Below are 16656 nucleotides of genomic sequence, written 5' to 3' on the forward strand. Positions count from 1 at the left end.
CGGGCTGCGAATCGTGCGACGGCACGCGCGTGACGCTCATTCATGTTCCGCGCTCCCCTTGCCGAGCTCGGCCTTCAGCACGAAGCTGTTCGACGCCGCGTATTCCTGGCCCGGCTTGAGCCCCTTCAGCACTTCGGTCGCGCGCTCGTCGCGCCGCCCCGTCTCGACGGCCTGCGCAACGAACCCCTTCGGCGAGCGCACGAACACCGACGGCGCGCCGTCGACGTCCTGCAGCGCGTCGCTCGCGACCGCGAGCGGCACGCCCTGCCTGCCCGCGTCGACCGACACGTTCACGAACATCCCGGGCCGCCACACGCCGTCCGGGTTCGGCAGCACGACGCGCGCCGGCGCGGTGCGCGTCTGCTCGCCGAGCAAGGACCCGACATACGCGATCGGGCCGCTCGAACGCGATTCGAACGCGGTCGCGCTGACGGTCGCGTCGCGGCCGACCCGCACGTCGTTGAGCCGTTGCGCCGGCACGGCCATCTCGGCCCATACCGTCGACAGGTCGGAGATCACGAACATGCTGGCATCGGCGGCGATCGCCTCGCCGGGCGTCGCATGCTTCTCGACGATCGTGCCCGCGAACGGCGCACGCAGCTCGTAGCGGTTCAGCGCGCCCGCGCCGACCGGCGCGTTCAGCGCGGCGAGCTTCTGCCGCGCGTTCTGCACGGCGATCTCGGCCTCGCGCAGCTGCACTTGCGCCTGCTGGTAGTCCTGTTCGGCCGAGATGCGCTCCTTCCACAACGTGCGTTCGCGCTCGTAGGTCGCGCGTGCACCCGACAGCCGGCGCTCGGCCGTCAGCAGTTCGCTGCGCCGGTCGGCGAGATCGGTGCTCGCGATCACGGCCAGCACCTGCCCCTTCGCGATGTTCTGCCCGAGCGACACCGACACCTGTTCGACGATGCCGGCCACGCGCGGCACCACGTGCGCGGTGCGATCCTCGTTGAACTTGATCTCGCCCGGCAACTGGAACGGCGTCGCGATCTGCGCGGGACCGGCCTTCGCGAGCGCGATCTTCGAGGTCGCCAACTGCGCGTCGGTCAGCGCGATCGCGCCGTCGGCGCGCGCGAACGGGAACGACGCGGCGTCGTTGCCCGCCTTGATGTCGATCGTCGCATCGAACACGTGCGGCTTCGCGATCGATTGCGCGGACACGAACTTCTGGCCGGCCGCGTCGAAACGCAGCGGTTCGTGCGTGCGGTCGTAGCGGACCAGCGTGCCGGACACGGTCACGCCCTTGTCGGCCGGCTTGCCGTCGACGAACGGATAGACGACCAGGCGCGCGTCGCCGGGTTTTTCCGTCATCACGATCTCGACGGCGAGCCTGCCGCGCTTCAGCACGACGCCACCGCGCGCGCCGACGCCTTCGGCCGGCCGCGCGGCTTCGGCGGCAGCGGGCGCGGATGCATTACTCCCACCCCGCGTGACGGCGAGCGCGCCGAGCGCGATCCCGGCGGCGCCGAGCACGGCCGCCGCAATAACGATGATTCTGCTGCGTGACATGATGATCCTTCAGGTAAGAGGGGCGCTTATCGCGCGACGGCCGCGAGCGGTGTGCCGACGAGACGGCCGATGTCGGCGCGGGCGGCGTGCGCGCCGGCGAGCGCGCGGACGTATTGCGACTGCCCCTGGAACAGCGTGCGCTGCGCGTCGAGCACGTCGAGGAAGCTGAACTTCCCGAGTTCGTAACCGCGCGACATCGCGTCGAGCGCGAGCCGCGCGGCCGGCAGGATGTCGGCCTTCAGCCGCTGCGCTTCCTGCTCGGCGGCCTCGAAATTCGCGTATGCCTGCGTGAGTTCCAGCCGCAGGCGCGTGCGTTCGCGATCGAGATCGGCATTCGCGCGCTCGGCCTTGTGCGTCGCTTCGAGCAGCGCGCCCTTGTTCGTGTTGAACAGCGGGATCGGGATCGACACGCCGACCACCGCCTGGTTATCCGGAACGCCGCCCGTGGTCACCCGCTTCACGCCCGCGCTGACCGTCACGTCCGGAATGCGCCGCGCGCGTTCGAGCGACACGGCCGCGTTCGAGCGCAGCATCTCGGCGCGCGCGATCCGCGCGAGCGGCGCGTCGTCGAGCTGTGCGGTCAGCGCGGACAGCGGCTCGACCGGCGGCACGGCTTCGAGGTCGCCGAGCACCGCGAGCCGGTCGCCGCGCGCTTCGCCCATCACCGCGTTCAGCTTCTCGCGCGCGACGTCGACGCGACCGCGCGCGGTCACGACTTCGATCTGCACGCCGGCCGCCGCCACGTGCGCCTTCGTCGCCTCGACCGGCGACACCTTGCCGGCCTGCGCGCGACGCCCCGCGAGATCCGCGGAGCGCGCGGCGATCGCGGCCGATTCCTCGGTGACCTGAAGCTGGCGCTGCGCGGCGAGCAGCCCGTAGAACGCGGCGATCACGTCGGCGCGCACGGCGGCGCCCTGCTCGTCGAGCGACGCGTTGGCAGACTCACGTCCGTACGACGCGACGTCGAGCCGCGCGCGACGCTTGCCGCCCAGCTCGATGGTCTGGTTGATCAGCGCCGTCGACGTGCGCTCGGCGCGGCTGAAGCCTTCCTGCAGGAACGACACTTCGGGATTGGGGCGCGCGCCGGCCTGCATCAGCGCGCCGGCCGACGCATCGACGTCCGCACGCGCGCCGCGCAGCGCCGGATTGTTACGGGCGGCAACCGCGAGCGCATCGGGCAGCGTCAGTGTCGTGGCAGGAGGTGCGTCAGATGGAGGTGCGCTGCCGGAAGCAGCCGGGGCCGGGGCCGGCTCCGGCGACAGCGGCGGCTGCGCATGAGCCGTCGCGGCCATCGCGAAGACGATGGCCGCGGCGAGAGTGAGCTTGAGCATGTTCGGTTCTGCGGTAACGGTTTGCGACCGATGCTACGGTCCGGCCGCAGTGCGAACATGAGGCGAAGATGACATTTCCGTCATCTTGGGCACGGCTGCGTGCACGCGTGCGGCACCCCGCTGGAACGGCGTCCCGCGTCGACGATCAGGAGGATTCGGTGAACGTGCGGCGCGACGGCCGCACGGAAGACTGCAGCGGTGCGGGGAATCGGCATAGGCGTGCCGACCTCCCCGCTATGCGAATCAGGCGGTCCCTTGCTTCGCGCGCCGGCGTTGCACCAGCCAGTCGAGCAATTGCTGCCCGTCGCGTTCGCCGAACCAGCGCGCGTGCCCGATCAGGTAGCCGTCGTACGCGATGTCGACGATCGCCGGCGCATCGATGATGCAGCCGAAATACGCGACTTCCGACAGCGCAAACTCCGTATGCACGATCGGCAGCAGCGCGACCAGCGCCGCATAGGCATCGTCGCTCAGCGGTTCGAGCGATTCGTAGCCGTCGAGCAGCGCGTCGATCTGCGCATATTCGACGCGCCGCGCATCGGCCGGTGCCATCCAGTCGACGGTATTGCGCTCGATCGCGAGCGCAAGATCCATCACCGCGCAGGTGCAATCCGACAACCCGAAATCGAGCACGGTGCGCACCTGCGCGCCGGGCCCCGCATCGGTCCACAACAGGTTCGACGCATGCCAGTCGCCGTGCGTCCACAGCGGAGGCAGCGCGGGCAGCAACGGCACGAGACGCGCGTGATACGGGCCGATCGCGTCGGCCACGTCGCCGCGCCAGTCGCGCGTGCCGAGCGCGCGCACAAGCAGCGGCTGTGCTTCGACCCAGCGTTCGAGCGCGCCCGCCAGATCGGCCGACGACAGCACGCGAAAACTCGACAGCAGCGTGCGAATGGGCCGCGCGGGCGCATCGTAGCCGGCCGACGCGCGATGCAGCTCGGCGAGCGCGCGGCCGGCCGCGTACGCGTGCGAGGGATGCGTGAACGGCTGCCACGACATCACGCCACGATACGGGTCGACGCCGGGCGCGAGCACATGCACCTCGTAGGTCCAGTCGCCGGATGCGAACGCGGTCGCGCCGTCGCGATCCGCCAGCACATCCACCACCGGTACGCCGCGTTCACGCAGATGCGCGATGAAGCGATGCTCTTCCTCGAGCCCCGCGACATCGCGCAGGCTCACGTGATGACGCTTGACGAACAGCCCGCGCCCGTCCGCCATCCGCACCAGCACGGCCGCCGCGAACTGTCGCGGGCTGTGCCACGTCAGCCGGGCCGGCTCGCCAGCGCCGTCGATCCGCGCGAGCACCGCCGCGACCTCGTCGTGCGTCATCAGCGGCCAGTCGCGTTCGGCCTGCACGCCGTCGACGCCGAATTGCGGCGGCGCGACGTCACGCGATACGGGCCCGTCCTGCTCGAGTGGGAATGACATGAACGACGTTGCTCCGTAGTTGAATCGGCGCGTGAATCAGCGCGCACCGCCGCCCGGCGCGAGCGCGCCGCCGGCCGCCGCGCGCAGCGTTGCGGCCGTCCGGCTCCAGTCGCGCCAGCCGATGACGGCGAGCCCGATGAACAGCGCATAGAGCCCGGCCGTCAGATACAGCTCCTTGAACACGAACATCCCGACGTACACGACGTTCACGATGATCCACAGCCCCCACGACGCGATGTAGCGCCGCGCGGTCCAGTATTGCGCGACGAGGCTGAACGCGGTCAGCGACGCATCGACGAACGGCAGTGCCGCATCGGTCCAGCGCGCCATCATGCCGCCGAGCAGCGCGCTGCCGACGACAGCCGCGATCAGGTCGGGCAGCATCTGCCGCGGCCGCACGCCCGTGACCGGCGCGACGTCGCCTGCCGATGCCGCGCCACCGCCGGCCTCGCTCGCGCGCTGCGCGAGCCAGCGTTGCCAGCCGTACACCTGCAGCACCGCGAACGCGCCCTGCAGCAGCATGTCCGAGTACAGCTTCGCATCGAAGAAGATCCAGCCGTACAGCGCGACCGACGCGAGCCCGACCGGCCAGCACAGCATGCGCCGCTTCGCGGTCAGCCAGATCGCGAGCGCGCTGACGATCACGCCGGCGATTTCGAGTGGGGACATCGTCTGTGCTCTCCAGGTTGGCTGCCGGGGCCGCGCGTCACGCGGCCGGTTCCGGCCGGTCAGAAATCATAGGTCAACGATACGCGCGCGGTGCGCGGCGCACCCGGGAACAGGTACGCATCGCCCTGCTGTTCGCCCGCGTCGCGCCAGTAGAACTTGTTGAACAGGTTGTCCACCGACACGCGCAGCACCGTGCGATGACCGCCGATCTTCGTCGTATAGCGCGCGCCGAGATTGAACACGAACCACGACGGCACGCGCGCGGTGCCTTCCTCGTTTGCGTTGCGGGCCGCGCTGTACTCGACGCCGCCGAGCACGTTCAGGCCCGCGACGCCCGGCACCGCATAGTCCGCATATAGCGACGCGCGCAGCGCGGGCACGTTGATGATCTGGTGCCCTTCGTACGCCGGCGAACCCGAATCGTAAGCGCGGGCGCGAATCGCCGCGACGCTGGCCGTCAGCCCGAGCCGCTCGGTGACGCGCCCGGCCGCGCCGAGCTCGATCCCCTGGTGCCGCTGCGTGCCGCGCTGCACGAACGTGTAGGTCGTGCCCGATGCATCCGGATCGGCGAACTGGAACGGCTTGCTGATCGAGAACACGGCGGCCGTGAGGCTCAGCCGGTCGAGCCAGTCGTATTTCGCGCCGAGTTCGATCTGGTGCGACTCGACGGGCGGCAGGAACGCATACGCGTTGGTCGCGCGCACGGGCGCCTGGTCGCCGAGCGACAGCGCCTTGCTGTACGACGCATACAGCGACAGCACGTTCACCGGCTTGTAGACGAGCGCGACCTGCGGCAGGAACACCGAGCGGTCGGTGCGCGTATCGGCGCCGTCGAGGCTGCTCCAGCTGCGCTGGCGCAGCAGCACTTCCTTGCCGCCCGCGAGCACCTGCCAGTGTTCGCCGATGCTGATGCGGTCGAGCCCGAACACGCCGTACTGCCACGCATCGAGGCGCGGATACGACGGCCCGGGCGAATTCGGCGACGGCGGGAAGGCCACGTCGGGCCCGTAGATGTTCTCGCTGCCCACGTAGTCGTACACGGCGTCGGCCATGTGCACGACACGGCGCTGCACGCTCACGCCGAGCGTCAGCTCGTGCCGCAGCGGCCCGGTCGCGAACTTGCCGGTCGTGACCGCGCGCAGGTCGTCGTTGCGCCGGTACTCGCCGGGGCTGCGGAAGTCGTAGACGTCGGAGTCGCCGTTCGCGCCGAAGAAGAACGGCGACGTCACGCCGGCCGTGCAGCTCGCCGCGTACGAGCAGCCATACGCGAACGCGCTGTTGTCGTCGATCATCGTGCGGCTGCGGCCCGCGGCGATATAGGCCTTCCAGTCGTCGTTGAACTGGTAGTCGAAACGCGCGTTCAGGTTCAGCGCGTCGGTGGTCACCGGCTTCGCCCACGGCTGCGTGCCGAGCGCCTTCGACGTCGTGTTGACGGACGGCACGACGGTGCCGCCGAGCAACTGGTAGCCGGGCGCGGAACGCTGGATCCACTGCTGGAATTCGGCGTTGAGCTGCAGGCTCGCACGCGGGCTGATGTCCCAGTCCGCGGCGATCGAACCGAACGTGCGCCGTCCGTTCGTGCCGTCGATGTAAGAGTGCATGTTCTCCTTCGCGGCATTGATCCGGAAGCCGAACTGGTTGTCGGGGCCGAAACGGCGGCCGAGATCGACGGCCGCCGACGTCGAGCCGCGGCTGTCGACGCCGGTCGTCACGCTCGCGACGTTCGCGGAGCGCTTCGTCACGAAGTTGATCACGCCGCCCGGCGCGACGACGCCGCTGTCGATGCCCGCGAGCCCCTTCAGGATCTCGACGCGCTCCTTGTTCTCGAGCGGCACGTTCTGCTCGCCGGACACCGTCAGCCCGTCGATCCGGATCGCGCTCGCGAGATCGACCGGGAAACCGCGGATCGCGAAGCCTTCGTAATAACCGACCGGCGCATAGTCGTTGACGACCGACGCATCGTTGCGCACGACGTCGCTCAGCCGCTTCGCCTGCTGGTCGTCGAGCAGCGCGCGCGTCATGACGCTCACCGACGCCGGCGTATCGCGCAGCGGCGTGTCGTCGAGCCCCGCGACCGATGCGTTGCGCACGCGAAACGCATTGCCGCGTTCGCCACTCACCGTGATCGTCGGCAGCGTCGCGCTGCCGGCCGCATCGGTATCCGGTGCCGGTGTGTCGCCCTGGGCCGCGGCCGCCTGCGCCGCGATAAGCGTGATGCCGAGACCGACACCGAGCCCGACCTTCGCGCGCCGCCGCCGTGCGGGCGACGCTGTTGTTCTATTCACCGTCATTGTTCTGGATGGAAAACTCGCCACTCGACCCTGTCGAAACACGTTACGAAGCTGCGAAGCGCGCGCCCGCGCACGAACCCGCTCCCGATCGCCGGACGCATGCGTCGGCACGATATTCATCAGACGAATCGGACGATACGGCACGCATGCGGGCCGATCGGACGGGAAGACGCAGGATGGGACATCGGATTCAGGTGACGCACCGGGAACCGACGCAGCCGTCGACGGGTTCGTCGGGTGCCTGTCGGGCGGCCGGCTGCATCGCGCGGTCTTGTCATGCGGGGGGCGCTTCGAACGCCACGGTGCGAACGGCGGGCACTGGCGCGCGCCGTTCACTGGAACGGCGGCCTGCCCGTCGCGCGCGACATCGCGGCGTGGCGCGCATTTTACCCCGGGCGGGGCCGAAGGCCGTGGAATTGGGCGGAACGGGGGGAAGAACAGCAGGAAGGGCAAAACGCGATTCGTGCAACACGGCAACGGCGGCGTTGTAGCCGCGATGCTCGTCGTGCGCGGCAACCGCGAAGACCGGCGCGATCATGCGCCGGTCATGCGGTTGGAAACCGGAGCGGGAACGATCTCCCGCTCGCGGTTCACGGGCCGCTCAGAACCCCTGCATCGTCACCGTCGGATCGACGACCAGATGCACGACGCCGTAAATGATCGCGCCGACGAGCAGCGCGAGCAGGATCGCCACGAACGGCAACAGCGTGAAGTTGACGTTCGCGAGATCGGCCGCGTGCGCCTTGCTGTTGCGCACGCCGAAGAAACTCCACAGGACCAGCTTGATCATGCCGAGCAGTTTCATGATGTTGCTCCTTTCGTCTATCGGTTGACGCTATCGTCGATCCGACCGGCATCCGAAAAAAGAAGCAGTTGCGCGCGATTTTCGCGCAGCACGCCATCTGCGGCGGCATGTCGCAGGCGCGTCAGCGGTCGAGCACGAGCGGCTCCGTGGCCCCTTGCGCGGGCCGCGCGACGCACAGCAGCGCGCAGCCGGGTTCGACCGCCGCATCGGGCGTTTGCTCGTAATCGACCGCGCCGGACAGCACGCGCGTCGCACACGTGCCGCACGAACCGGAGCGGCATTCGGACGGCACGGCGACGCGCTGCCCTTCCGCGAATTCGAGCAGCGTGCCGTCGACGGGCGTCCATGCGGCTTCCCGCCCCGTGCGCCGGAACACGACCGGCACGCTCGGCACCGCCGGCATGCCCGCCGCGCGGGTCGCGGTGCGGGCCACGCTCGACGGCCCGAACGCCTCGAAACGGATGCGCTCGTCCGGCACGTTCAGCGCGCGCAGCCCGTCGTACAGGTCGCGCATGAACGCCGACGGCCCGCACAGGTAGAAGTCGTAGTCGTCGAACGGCAGGATCCGCTTCAGTTGCGCGATGTCGATCCGGCCCGCCTGCGCTGCCGCGTCGCCTTGGGGACGGCTGTCGAACCAGTGGAGCGACAGCCGCGCATCGGCGGCCGCGACACGCGCCAGATCCGCCGCGAACGGCCGGTCGGCCGCTTCACGCGCACCGTGCACGAACACCACGCGGCGCGACGGCGCGGCGTCGGCCAGCGCGCCGCGCAGCATCGCGACCATCGGCGTGATGCCGATGCCGGCCGACACGAGCACGGCCGGGCGCGGGCTTGCGGCATCGAACGTGAAGCGGCCGCGTGGCATCTGCGCGTCGAGCGTCATGCCCGCCTGCGCGTGATCGTGCAGCCACGCCGATACGTGCCCGTCGCGCTTCACGGTGATCCGGTAATGTGCGCCGCCCGGCGCATCGGAAAGCGTGAAGCTGCGAATCGACGGCGTGTCGCCGCCCGGCAGCGTGATACGCAGCGTCAGATGCTGCCCGGCTTCGTAGGCGGGCAACGTGCCACCGTCCGCCGGTTCGAAATGGAACGAGCGGATCGCGCGCGCTTCGTCGACGATCCTCGCGATGCGCAGCGGCCGCCACGCGCTTGCCGATACGGAAGGCACGGCTGCGGGTGTGACCGTCGTCGCCGCGCCCGCCGCCATCGCCGCGAACTGCGGCGCGCGCTCGACCGCCGACCATCGGAACGGCAGCACCGCGCGCATGCGCCGCACTTCCCGCACATGGAACCGCACGACGCGCTGCGCGCCGTCGAACGACGCGACGAGCGGCCCGTCCCACACGATCTCGGCGTGCGCGGCGACATAGACCAGGTCGCCGCTGTCGAAATCGACGAACAGCAGCCCCGCGCGCGGATCGTGCTGCAGGTTGCCGAGCGTGTTGAAGAAGCGGTTGCCGCTGAAATCCGGCGTCGTCAGCGTGCGCGCATCGTCGACGCGCACGAAGCCCGGCATCCCGCCGCGATGCGACACGTCCGCGCCGCGTGCGGCACCCGCGTCCGCCGACGTGTTCGCGCTCGCGACGAAGAACGTATCGGCCTGCGCGAGCAGCGCGCGATCCGCATCGTTCAGTTGGTCCGACACGTCCGGCGCGCCGTGCGCATGGCCATCGCGCGCGACGAACGTCGGCTTGCGGCCCTGGATGTACTTCGCACAGTTGCCGAAGCTCTGCTCGACCGCGATCGTCAGCGCATCGTCGTCGACGGCGCGCACGATGCCGTTGACGCGATTGCGCCGCCGCGTATCGAACTCGATCCCGAGCCCGCCGAGCGGCGCACCGGGCCGCCACGCGCCGGCCAGCGGATCGCCCGGCAGCGCGGGCGAGGCGATGCGCAGCGTACGCGCGTCCGGCGACGTCACGAACCCCGGCGCGCCTGCCCGCAACGTTGCCCACGGCTGGCCGTGCGCATCGACGCCGCCGAGCACGAAGAACGGCAGTTGCGCGAAAAACGTCCGGTGCTGGTCCGGCATGAAGCGCCGGATCCCGCGCCGGCCGGCCGAACCTGCGGCCTCCGTGACGCCCGCGCGCTGCTGCACGGCGAGTTCGCCCGCGTGAAACGGCGCGGCATCGAGTTCCCAGCCTGGTACGACGGCGGTCGGGGCGTTCATCGCGTTCTCCCTGAGAAGGCGTGGCGTTGAGTGAGGTTACGCGGCGAGCAAGCCCACGCGTGTCGTCGGCATGGCGACGAAGCCCGGCAGTGCCTCGACGCGCGCGAGCCATGCACGCACGTGCGGATACGGTTCGAGCGACACGCCGCCTTCCGGTGCGTGCGCGATGTACGTGTACGCGGCGATATCCGCGATCGTCGGCTGCACGCCGGCCGCGAAGGGCTTGCCGGCCAGCTCGCGGTCGATCACGTCGAGCACTTTGGCGGCCGTGCGCTTGGCCGCATCCTGGTCGAGCGGCGCGCCGAACACGGTCACGAGCCGCGCCGCGGCCGGCCCCGTCGCGATCGGGCCGGCCGCATACGACAGCCAGCGCTGCACGACCGCCGCGCCGGCCGGATCGTCGGGCAGCCAGTGCGCGTCGCCGTAGCGCTTCGCGAGATACACGAGGACCGCGTTCGAATCGGCGATCACGGTGCCGCCGTCGTCGATCACGGGCACTTGCCCGAGCGGATTGAGCGCGAGGAACGCCGCTTCACGCTGCGCGCCGGCCGCGAGATCGACCTCGACAGTCTCGGACGGCAGACCGAGCAGCGACAGGAACAACCGGACGCGGTGCGCGTGCCCGGACAGCAGGAACGAATAAACGCGGATCGGTGCGACGGGCTTACCGGCGGCGGGCTTGGCGGACATGAAAACACTCCGGAATCTCGCGCCGCCGGGAATCGGCGACGAACGGCTCCAGCGTAACGCTCGCCGTTCGCGGCCAGAAGACGGATAATCGCTGAAACATTATCCACTCTTATAGGACAATCGACGATGGCCGATCTGCGCGACGTGAACCTGAACCGGCTGGCGATCTTCGTCGCGGTGGTCGATGCCGGCTCGCTGACGGCCGCGGCCGAGCGGCTCGGCCTCGCGAAGACGGTCGTCAGCACGCACATGCAGCGCCTCGAATCCGAGGTCGGCGCGAACCTGATGGTGCGCACGACGCGGCGGTTGAGCGTGACCGACGCGGGGCGCGCGTTCTACGACGCGTGCCGCGACATCATCCGCGCCACCGAAAGCGCGCTCGACGCGGTGTCGTCCGATACGGGGCCGCTGCGCGGCACGCTGCGCGTGAGCGTGCCGATCGACTACGGCGCGCTGGTCGTCGCGCCGGCCGTCGTCGCGTTGCGCGACGCGCATCCGGGGCTCGACGTCGAGCTCGTCGCGAACGACCGCGTCGTCGATCTCGTCGCGGACAACCTTGACGTCGCGATCCGCATCGGCCGTCTCGCCGATTCGAACTATCGCGCGGCGCAGCTCGGCACGTACGAGAAATGGCTGGTCGCAAGCCCCGCGTTCGTCGCGCGCCACGGGCTGCCGCGCGACACGGATGCGCTCGCCGCACTGCCGTTCGTGATGCTGTCGACGCTGCCGCGCCCGCACACGCTCGAACTCGACAACGCACGCGGCGGCAACGCGTCGGTGCGCTGCGTCGCGCCGGTCGTGTCGAATACCGCGACGGCGTGCCGCGCGATCGTGCTCGCGGGCGGCGGCTTCGGGTTGCTGACGGATTTCTCGACCGCCGACGACGTCGCGGCCGGCCGGCTCGTGCGGCTGCTGCCCGCATGGCGCGCGGCGCCGGCCGGGATTCATGCGGTGTATCCGTCGACGCGGCTGCCTTCGCCGAAGGTGCGGGCGTTCATCGATGCGATGAAGCAGAGGATTGACGACACGCGGCCGGCACGCAAGACGAAACGCGAACGCTAGCGCACGCCGAAGTCCGTTGCGGCTGCACGCCGCGCCGGTTGCCGGTCGCTGCGGGTTTCGCGCCGCGTCCTGGCCGGCGACCGGACCGCCGTTGCCGGCCCGCGCATTCCATTCCTCCGATGTATCGCGACATCCTCGCGACCACGCATCGCCATGCAAGGCGCTCATGCGCGGCATGAAAACTAATCGATTGTTGGCGCCCCGGATCGACGCCGACAATCCGCTGCATGCCCCTTCGTTTGCGGTACGGGCCACTCACCCTCCCAATCGGCACGTCACGATCCATGAACCATCCAGTCCCCCTCTCCTGCATCGCCGAGGCCCGCACGGCCGCGCCGGCACCGTTCCTTGCCCGTCCCCGCACCTGCGGCGAAGCACTCGTCGACCTGCTCGAACGTTATGGCGTCGAATGCGTGTTCGGCATTCCCGGCGTGCATACCGTCGAGCTGTATCGCGGGCTCGCCGAGTCGACGATCCGCCATGTGACGCCGCGCCACGAACAGGGGGCCGGCTTCATGGCCGACGGCTACGCACGCGTCACGGGACGGCCGGGCGTCTGCTTCATCATCACCGGGCCGGGCATGACCAATATCGCGACCGCGATGGCACAGGCCTACGCGGATTCGATCCCGATGCTGGTGATCTCGAGCGTCAACGCACGGCGCGAGCTCGGCAGCGGCGACGGCCGCCTGCACGAGCTGCCGTCGCAGCGTGAAGTCTTCGCGGGGCTCACCGCGTTCTCGCACACGCTGCTCGACGCGGCCGATCTGCCGCAGGTGCTCGCGCGCGCCTTCGCGGTCTTCGAAAGCGCACGGCCGCGGCCCGTGCACATCGAGATTCCGCTCGACGTGATCGTGATGCCGACGCCCGCGCTGCCCGCCGCGCCGCCCACGCTGCCCGCCCGCCCCGCACCGGACGCCGGCGCGCTCGCGGCGGCCGCGGACCTGCTCGCCCATGCGCGCCGGCCACTGATCCTGGCGGGCGGCGGCGCCGTGCATGCGGCGGCCGAATTGCGCGAGCTCGCCGAACGCCTGCACGCGCCGGTCGCGCTGACGATCAACGCGAAGGGCCTGCTGCCGGCCGGCCATCCGTTGCTGATCGGCTCCACGCAATCGCTGCCCGCCACCCGCGCGACGATCCGCGACGCCGACGTGGTGCTCGCCGTCGGCACCGAGCTCGGCGAAACGGATTACGACGTCACGTTCGACGGCGGCTTCGCGATCGATGGCCGGCTGATTCGCATCGACATCGACGCGCAGCAGCTGATGCGCAATGCGCGCGCGGAGATCGCCATCGCCGGCGATTCGCGGCTGGCGCTCGGCGCGCTGTCGACCCGCCTGCACGAAAAACCGGCGCCGACCCCCGAAGTCGGCTGGGGCGCGCCGCGCGTGGCCGCCGTGCGCGCCGCGATCGCGTCCGGCCACGACGGCCCCGCACGCGCGCAGGCGCGGCTGATCGACACGATCGTCGCGGCGCTGCCTGGCGTAATCGTCGCCGGCGATTCGACGAGCCCTGTGTACGTCGGTAATTTCACCCACGACGCGCACGCGCCGCGCAGCTGGTTCAACTCGTCTACCGGTTACGGCACGCTCGGCTACGGGCTGCCCGCCGCGATCGGCGCGAAACTCGCCGCGCCCGCACGCCCGGTCGTCTGCCTGATCGGCGACGGCGGCCTGCAGTTCACGTTGCCGGAGCTCGCGAGCGCGGTCGAGGCCCGCGTGCCGGTGATCGTGATCGTCTGGAACAACCGCGGCTACGGCGAGATCCGCAAATACATGGTCGCGCGCGACATCACGCCGGTCGGCGTCGATCCGTACACGCCCGATTTCCTGGCGCTCGCGCGCGGCTTCGGCTGCGCGGCGCACGCGGCCGCGACGCCCGACGCACTGGCTGCCACGTTGCGCGACGCCGTCGCGCGCGCGATTCCGACCGTGATCGAGATCGACGAAGCGACATGGTTCGAGCAGGTGCAACGATGAGTCGGGCCCCCGATTTTCACTTCGATCCGCCGCTGCGTACCGGGCTTTTCATCGATGGCGCGTGGGGGCCCGGCGCCGACGGCGCCACGCTGCCGATCGTCGATCCGTCGACTGAAGCGGTCCTCGCGCATGTGGCTGCCGGCGGCAGCGCGGACGTCGCGCGCGCCGTCCAGGCCGCGGCCCGCGCGTTTCCCGGCTGGAAACGCACGACGGGTGCCGCGCGCGCGGCCCTGCTCCGCGCGATCGCGCGCGGCGTCGACACGCACCGCACACGGCTCGCGACGCTGCAGTCGCTCAATAACGGCAAGCCGTTCGCCGAAGCGGAGATCGACGTCGCCGACGTGATCGCCACGTTCGACTACTACGCCAGCCTCGCGGAACGCGTCGACACCGACGGCGAAACCGAGGTCGCGCTGCCCGGCGACGACCACCGCGCATGGATCCGGCGCGAACCGGCCGGCGTCGCCGCGCTGATCGTGCCGTGGAATTTCCCGATGGTGACGACCGCGTGGAAGCTCGCGCCCGCGCTCGCGGCCGGCTGCACCGTCGTGCTGAAGCCGTCCGAGATCACGCCGCTGCCGGAACTCGAACTCGTCGCGATCGCCGCCGCAGCGGGCCTGCCGCCCGGCGTGCTGAACGTCGTGACGGGCACCGGCCCCGACGTCGGTGCCCGGTTGTGCGCGCATCCGCTCGTCGCGAAGGTGTCGTTTACCGGCAGCACGGCGGTCGGCGCGCAGGTCATGAAAACGGCCGCGGACACGATCAAGGGCGTCGGCCTCGAACTCGGCGGCAAGTCGTCGATCGTCGTGTTCGACGACGCCGATCCCGACCACGCGGTCGAGCTGATCGCGGGCGGCGGTCTGTTCAACGCGGGGCAGATGTGTTCGGCGACCTCGCGCGTGCTCGTCGCCGCGCCGCTCGCCGACGACCTGATCGCGCGCCTCGCGCGGCGGATCGACGCAACCGTCGTCGGCCCGCCGTTCGCGCCCGGCGTGCAGATGGGCCCGTTGACGAACCGCGCGCAATACGAACGCGTGAAGCGCCACATCGCGCAAGGCCGCGCCGACGGCGCGCGGCTCGTGACGGGCGGCGACGTGCCCGTCGGCCCCGGTTACTTCATCCGGCCCGCGCTGTTCGCCGACGTGCCGGCCGACAGCGCGCTATGGCGCGACGAAATCTTCGGGCCGGTGCTGTGCGTCCGCACGTTCGATACCGAGGACGACGCGATCGCGGCCGCCAACGATACCGAATACGGGCTCGTCGCGACCGTCGTCACGCGCGACGCGGCACGCGGCAAGCGGGTCGCCGACGCGCTCGAGGCAGGCGTCGTGTGGATCAACACGCCGCAACTGATCTATCCGCAAACCTCATGGGGCGGCTACAAGCGCAGCAGCGTCGGACGCGAGCTCGGCCCGTTCGGGCTGGCCGCATTCCAGGAGATCAAGCAGGTCATGATGCCGGCCCGCTGAGGCCGTCCGGCCCATGCGTTTATGTCATGCCGCGCATGCGGATATTTCGTTTGTTGCGGAAATTTGACCTCCCTACAGTTCATCCACACCCCGCGCCGCCGTTCGGCGACCGGCATCGAACCACCCGGCATCGTTCATCAGGAGACGGCCATGCAACACTTCAAGGCGGGCAGAAGGCAGGTGATCAAAACCCTCGGCACGGCACTCGCCGCATCCGCCCTTCCGATGCCGTTCATCAGTACTGCGAAGGCACATACGAGCAGCTTCGCGGGCAAGACGCTGCGCATCCTCACGTGGTCTGACGATACCGGTGCGGCCGCGCTGCGCAACATCGCGGAAACGTTCAGCAAGCAGACCGGCGCTCGCGTGATCGCCGACCGCGCGGACGGCACGTCGGGCATGGTCGCGAAGGTCAAGGCCGCCGGCGAGCGGCCGACCTATGACGTGATCACGCTGGCCGGCGTCGGTGCGGCCGGCCTCGCCGACGCGGGCCTGCTCGCGAAGCCGGACCTGAACCGGCTGCCGAACCTGAAGGACGTCGCGCCGCAGTACCGCACGGGCGCGAACGGGTTCGGTGTCGGCTACCTGCTGTGGTCGGACGGGCTGATCTACAACACGTCGACCGTCAAGACCGCACCGGCGAGCTACGAAGCGCTGTGGGATCCGAAATATGCGGGGCGCCTGTTCCTGCCGCCGCCGGAGTGGGCCGAGGCAGTCGATCTCGCGATCGTCGCCGCGAAGCTGGCCGGCGGTTCGCAGCAGAACATCGAGCCGGGCTTCCGCAAGCTCGCGGCGCTCAAGGATCGCGTGATGACGCTCGGCGAAAACCCGAACCAGGTCGCCGACCTGTTCCGCACCGGCTCGCTCGACATCGGCGGCATCTATTCGCCCGCGTTCTTCCCGGACCAGATCCGCAAGCCCGACTACAAGATGGGCGTGACGTACGGGATGAAGGAAGGCTTCGCGACGCAACTGATGTTCACGGTGATTCCGAAAGCGCACCCGGGCGACCTCGACCTGATCCATGCGTTCATCAACCACACGCTCGACGCGGGCGTGCAGGGCCGGATGGCGGCGGACGTGCTGAACGGGCCGGTGAATTCGAAGGCCGTGATCCCGGCGGAAAGCCGCGCATTCGTGCCGTCGCCGCAGCAGATCGCGGAGAAGGCCATCCTGCACGACGACAAGGCGCTCGCGGCCGTTCAGCCGGCGTGGATCAAGCGCTATACCAGCCTCTTCGCGGCCTGACG

12 protein-coding genes are annotated in these 16656 nt (G+C 70.1%); 4 read left to right on the plus strand and 8 right to left on the minus strand.

Annotation, left to right across the window (positions count from 1 at the left end):
• Nucleotides 1-36: 36 nt before the first annotated feature.
• The 8 genes from ACTRWB_RS01610 to ACTRWB_RS01645 all read right to left on the minus strand — a co-directional run bounded on the left by ACTRWB_RS01610 (nt 37) and on the right by ACTRWB_RS01645 (nt 10896).
• Nucleotides 37-1506: an efflux RND transporter periplasmic adaptor subunit gene (locus ACTRWB_RS01610; RefSeq protein ID WP_446900681.1), complete on the minus strand. Its 1470-nt coding sequence runs from the start codon at nt 1504-1506 to the stop codon at nt 37-39.
• A gap of 26 nt (nt 1507-1532) precedes the next feature.
• Nucleotides 1533-2837, minus strand: a complete 1305-nt coding sequence (locus ACTRWB_RS01615) for a TolC family protein (protein ID WP_446900682.1) — start codon at nt 2835-2837, stop codon at nt 1533-1535.
• 243 nt (nt 2838-3080) lie between these two features.
• The gene (locus tag ACTRWB_RS01620) at nt 3081-4271 is read right to left on the minus strand and encodes a phosphotransferase enzyme family protein (protein WP_446900683.1); all 1191 of its coding nucleotides are present in this window, start codon (nt 4269-4271) and stop codon (nt 3081-3083) included.
• A 36-nt stretch (nt 4272-4307) separates the two neighbouring features.
• A complete protein-coding gene (pnuC, locus tag ACTRWB_RS01625; protein ID WP_446900684.1) occupies nt 4308-4940 on the minus strand; it encodes a nicotinamide riboside transporter PnuC in 633 nt (210 codons plus the stop codon).
• Nucleotides 4941-4999: 59 nt separating this feature from the next.
• Complete coding sequence (locus ACTRWB_RS01630; RefSeq protein WP_446900685.1) at nt 5000-7231, minus strand: TonB-dependent siderophore receptor; 2232 nt, start codon at nt 7229-7231, stop codon at nt 5000-5002.
• Between the two features lie 601 nt (nt 7232-7832).
• Nucleotides 7833-8036, minus strand: coding sequence for a DUF2970 domain-containing protein (locus ACTRWB_RS01635; RefSeq protein WP_048245300.1), 204 nt, complete (start codon nt 8034-8036; stop codon nt 7833-7835).
• A gap of 121 nt (nt 8037-8157) precedes the next feature.
• A complete protein-coding gene (locus tag ACTRWB_RS01640; protein WP_446900686.1) occupies nt 8158-10206 on the minus strand; it encodes a pyridoxamine 5'-phosphate oxidase family protein in 2049 nt (682 codons plus the stop codon).
• Nucleotides 10207-10242: 36 nt separating this feature from the next.
• Nucleotides 10243-10896: a glutathione S-transferase family protein gene (locus ACTRWB_RS01645; RefSeq protein WP_446900687.1), complete on the minus strand. Its 654-nt coding sequence runs from the start codon at nt 10894-10896 to the stop codon at nt 10243-10245.
• A 126-nt stretch (nt 10897-11022) separates the two neighbouring features.
• Between ACTRWB_RS01645 and ACTRWB_RS01650 the strand changes: the two genes are divergently transcribed.
• The 4 genes from ACTRWB_RS01650 (at nt 11023) to ACTRWB_RS01665 (ending at nt 16654) form a co-directional block, all read left to right on the plus strand.
• On the plus strand, nt 11023-11958 hold the full coding sequence (locus ACTRWB_RS01650; protein WP_446900688.1) for a LysR family transcriptional regulator: 936 nt from the start codon (nt 11023-11025) through the stop codon (nt 11956-11958).
• A 284-nt stretch (nt 11959-12242) separates the two neighbouring features.
• Nucleotides 12243-13937 carry a 5-guanidino-2-oxopentanoate decarboxylase gene (locus tag ACTRWB_RS01655; RefSeq protein WP_446900689.1) on the plus strand — a complete coding sequence of 565 codons (1695 nt, stop codon included), beginning with the start codon at nt 12243-12245 and terminating at the stop codon, nt 13935-13937.
• Nucleotides 13934-15406 (plus strand): aldehyde dehydrogenase family protein, encoded by a 1473-nt coding sequence (locus tag ACTRWB_RS01660; RefSeq protein WP_446900690.1) that lies wholly within the window; start codon nt 13934-13936, stop codon nt 15404-15406. The genes ACTRWB_RS01655 and ACTRWB_RS01660 overlap by 4 nt, the downstream gene beginning before the upstream one ends.
• 150 nt (nt 15407-15556) lie before the next feature.
• A complete protein-coding gene (locus ACTRWB_RS01665; protein WP_059484182.1) occupies nt 15557-16654 on the plus strand; it encodes an ABC transporter substrate-binding protein in 1098 nt (365 codons plus the stop codon).
• Nucleotides 16655-16656: the final 2 nt, after the last annotated feature.

It is taken from the genome of Burkholderia sp. YIM B11467 (genome assembly GCF_052952715.1).

What these genes read in the sequence shown, in the direction of transcription:
- ACTRWB_RS01610 (WP_446900681.1), bottom strand. Translation starts at nt 1,506, where the DNA reads ATGTCACGCAGCAGAATCATCGTTATTGCGGCGGCCGTGCTCGGCGCC.
- ACTRWB_RS01615 (WP_446900682.1), bottom strand. Translation starts at nt 2,837, where the DNA reads ATGCTCAAGCTCACTCTCGCCGCGGCCATCGTCTTCGCGATGGCCGCG.
- ACTRWB_RS01620 (WP_446900683.1), bottom strand. Translation starts at nt 4,271, where the DNA reads ATGTCATTCCCACTCGAGCAGGACGGGCCCGTATCGCGTGACGTCGCG.
- pnuC (WP_446900684.1), bottom strand. Translation starts at nt 4,940, where the DNA reads ATGTCCCCACTCGAAATCGCCGGCGTGATCGTCAGCGCGCTCGCGATC.
- ACTRWB_RS01630 (WP_446900685.1), bottom strand. Translation starts at nt 7,231, where the DNA reads ATGACGGTGAATAGAACAACAGCGTCGCCCGCACGGCGGCGGCGCGCG.
- ACTRWB_RS01635 (WP_048245300.1), bottom strand. Translation starts at nt 8,036, where the DNA reads ATGAAACTGCTCGGCATGATCAAGCTGGTCCTGTGGAGTTTCTTCGGC.
- ACTRWB_RS01640 (WP_446900686.1), bottom strand. Translation starts at nt 10,206, where the DNA reads ATGAACGCCCCGACCGCCGTCGTACCAGGCTGGGAACTCGATGCCGCG.
- ACTRWB_RS01645 (WP_446900687.1), bottom strand. Translation starts at nt 10,896, where the DNA reads ATGTCCGCCAAGCCCGCCGCCGGTAAGCCCGTCGCACCGATCCGCGTT.
- ACTRWB_RS01650 (WP_446900688.1), top strand. Translation starts at nt 11,023, where the DNA reads ATGGCCGATCTGCGCGACGTGAACCTGAACCGGCTGGCGATCTTCGTC.
- ACTRWB_RS01655 (WP_446900689.1), top strand. Translation starts at nt 12,243, where the DNA reads ATGAACCATCCAGTCCCCCTCTCCTGCATCGCCGAGGCCCGCACGGCC.
- ACTRWB_RS01660 (WP_446900690.1), top strand. Translation starts at nt 13,934, where the DNA reads ATGAGTCGGGCCCCCGATTTTCACTTCGATCCGCCGCTGCGTACCGGG.
- ACTRWB_RS01665 (WP_059484182.1), top strand. Translation starts at nt 15,557, where the DNA reads ATGCAACACTTCAAGGCGGGCAGAAGGCAGGTGATCAAAACCCTCGGC.